This is a genomic window from Allobosea sp. P1_A7, from assembly GCF_056406775.1.
In genome coordinates, this window is sequence record NZ_JBFTZN010000449.1 from 1 (window position 1) to 2,985 (window position 2,985).

At 64.5% G+C, this 2,985-nt stretch carries 3 protein-coding genes; all 3 read left to right on the forward strand.

Features of this window, described 5'->3' with window-relative positions; all coding sequences use genetic code 11:
* Positions 1 to 564 (forward strand): LptA/OstA family protein (locus AC1D34_RS36015; RefSeq protein ID WP_476826843.1); only part of this gene is annotated, 564 nt, incomplete at its 5' end.
* A 144-nt stretch (positions 565 to 708) separates the two neighbouring features.
* Positions 709 to 1,521: an LPS export ABC transporter ATP-binding protein gene (lptB, locus tag AC1D34_RS36020; protein WP_441490208.1), complete on the forward strand. Its 813-nt coding sequence runs from the start codon at positions 709 to 711 to the stop codon at positions 1,519 to 1,521.
* 165 nt (positions 1,522 to 1,686) lie between these two features.
* Positions 1,687 to 2,985: RNA polymerase factor sigma-54 (gene rpoN, locus AC1D34_RS36025; protein ID WP_476826844.1), on the forward strand; the 1,299-nt coding region annotated here is incomplete at its 3' end.

Consider the following 2,985-nt stretch of genomic DNA (forward strand, 5'->3'; position numbering starts at 1 on the left):
GGCGACAGCAAGGAGCCGATCAAGATCGATGCTGACAAGCTCGATGTGCTCGACAAGGAAAATCGCGCGGTCTTCACCGGCAATGTCGTGGCGGTGCAGGGCGAGACCACGGTGCGGTGCTCGGTCATGACCGTGTTCTACGAGGGGCGCGGCGCTGGGACCGTACCAGGAGCATCGCGTCCAGCAACGCCGGCGCCAGCCGCAGCGGGGGGCGCGCCGCAATCCAATGACAGCAGCATCAAGCGCATCGAATGCGATGGTCCGGTGACAGTGGTCTCGAAGACGCAGGCTGCGACCTCGGACAAGGCGGTGTTCGACCGCGCCAACAACAAGGTCATCATGACCGGGAATGTCGCCCTGAATGACGGGCCGAACATCACCCGTGGCGAGCGGCTGGTCTATGACACGGAGACCGGCGTCGCCAATATCGAGAACAACAAGGGGCGCGTGCAGGGCTTCTTCGTTCCGAATTCCGGCGAGGCCGGCAAGGACGCGGGCAAGAACACTCCGCCCAAGCCCGGTGCCGCGGCCCCCGCTCGCCCGGCGAGCCCGCCGACCAACTAGCCGCTCCGGTCCGGCGTATGCCGGGCCGACTGCCTTTCACATCAGCGAGCCCTGCTCTCAGTGACAGTCCATTCCATGCCGCAATCCGACAGTTCGACCCTGCCCGCTCAGGCTACGGCACCCCGGAGCGAGCAAAGCCCCGGCATGTTCGGGCGCTTGCGCGGACTGTTCGGCGCAAAGGCGCGGGACAGCGAGGCCGAGCCGGCAACATCATCTGCCGCATCGATCGGTGGACCGGGTATTCTCGCTGTCAGCGGCCTGCGCAAGAGCTATGGCGGCCGCACGGTGGTGAGCGAGGCGAGCCTCTACGTCCGGCAGGGCGAAGCGGTGGGCCTGCTCGGTCCAAACGGCGCCGGCAAGACCACGATCTTCTACATGGTCACTGGTCTGGTGCCCGCCGATCTCGGGGTCATTTCGCTGGAAGGCAACGATATCACCGGCTTGCCGATGTATCAGCGCGCGAGGCTTGGAATTGGCTACCTGCCGCAGGAGGCCTCGATCTTTCGTGGCCTCACTGTCGAGGACAACATCMGGGCCGTCCTTGAAGTCGTGGAGCCGAACCGCAAGAGCCGTGAGCGTCAGCTCGATACGCTTCTGGAAGAGTTCACGATCTCTCGCCTGCGCAAGGCTCCTTCCATCGCGTTGTCGGGCGGCGAGCGCCGCCGTTGCGAGATCGCCCGCGCCCTGGCCGGGCGGCCGTCCTTCATTCTTCTCGACGAGCCCTTCGCCGGCATCGATCCGATCGCCGTTGGCGACATTCAGGCGCTGGTGCGCCAGCTGACCGATCGTGGCATCGGCGTACTGATCACCGACCACAATGTCCGTGAGACGCTCGGCCTCGTCGATCGCGCCTATATCATCCATTCCGGCCGCGTGCTCACCGAGGGCTCTCCGGCCGAGATCATCGCCAATCCGGACGTCCGCCGTGTCTATCTCGGCGAGGATTTCAAGCTCTGATCCAGCCGGCCGTGATGCCGCTGCCATAATCTCGGCAGAATGCTGCACTGCATTAATTTCTCTGCACAAAGCGCGTGCAGAGGCTTTGACGCGCCCGCGTTGCGCGGCTAGGCTTTGTTCCGAAGGCAAGAAACATGCCGAAGCGGATGAGAGGTCAAGAGCGCAATGGCGATGATGCCGCGCATGGAGCTGCGCCAGGGACAGTCCCTGGTGATGACGCCGCAGCTGCTGCAGGCGATCAAGCTCCTGCAACTCTCGCATCTCGAACTTCAGAACTTTGTCGAGGGTGAGCTGGAGCGGAATCCGCTGCTGGAGCGCGATGACGCGTCTGAGGCTCTTGTACAGCTCAATGGCGGCGATAGCCCCCTGGCGGCTGATCCCGAGAGTTTTGCGCGTGCCGAGAGCCTGAACACCCAGGACGGCATGGAAGGCCGGCTCGGCACCGGGCTCGACAACGTCTTCCAGGGCGAACAGCCGACAATCGCCCGCCTCGACACGAAGGGGGCCGACAGCCTGCCGATCACCGGCGGCGCCTATGGCGGATCCGGTGGTTCGTTCGAGGACGGGTCGGAAGGCTTCGAGTCCAGCCTGACCTCGGAATTGTCCCTGCGCGATCACCTCAGCGCACAGCTCGATCTCGCGATGACCGATCCTGCGGAGCGACTGATCGGCAGCCACCTCATCGATGCGGTCGATGATTCTGGCTATCTCGGCGAGTCGGTGCCTGAGATCGCAGAGCGGCTCGGTGTGAGCGCGGACAAGGTCGAGCACGTGCTTGGCGTCATCCAGGGCTTCGACCCCTCCGGCGTCGGCGCGCGCGATGTTCGCGAATGCCTGTCGATCCAGCTGCGGGAGCGCGACCGCTTCGACCCGGCCATGCAGGCTCTGGTCGCCAACCTCCCCCTTGTCGCCAAGCGTGATTTCTCGGCGCTCAAGCGCATCTGCGGCGTCGACGACGAGGATATCGCCGACATGGTCGCGGAAATCCGCAGGCTTGACCCTAAGCCCGGACGGGGTTTCGGCGGCTCGGCGGCCGAGACCGTCGTTCCGGATGTCTTCATCAGGCCGGCGCCGGACGGTTCCTGGCTGGTCGATCTCAATCCGGATACCCTGCCGCGCGTGCTGATCAACCAGACCTATCACGCCCGCGTCTCCCGGGCGGCGCGGAACGACCTGGACAAGGCCTTCATCGCCGAATGCCTGCAGACGGCGAACTGGTTGACGCGTAGCCTCGAGCAACGCGCCCGCACCATCCTCAAGGTCGCAAGCGAGATCGTGCGCCAGCAGGATGGCTTCTTCGCGCATGGCGTCGAACATCTGCGGCCGCTGAACCTGAAGACGGTCGCGGATGCCATTGGCATGCACGAATCGACGGTCTCGCGCGTCACCTCGAACAAATATCTGATCTGTTCGCGTGGTGTGTTCGAGATGAAATATTTCTTCTCGGCGGCGATCGCCGCGACC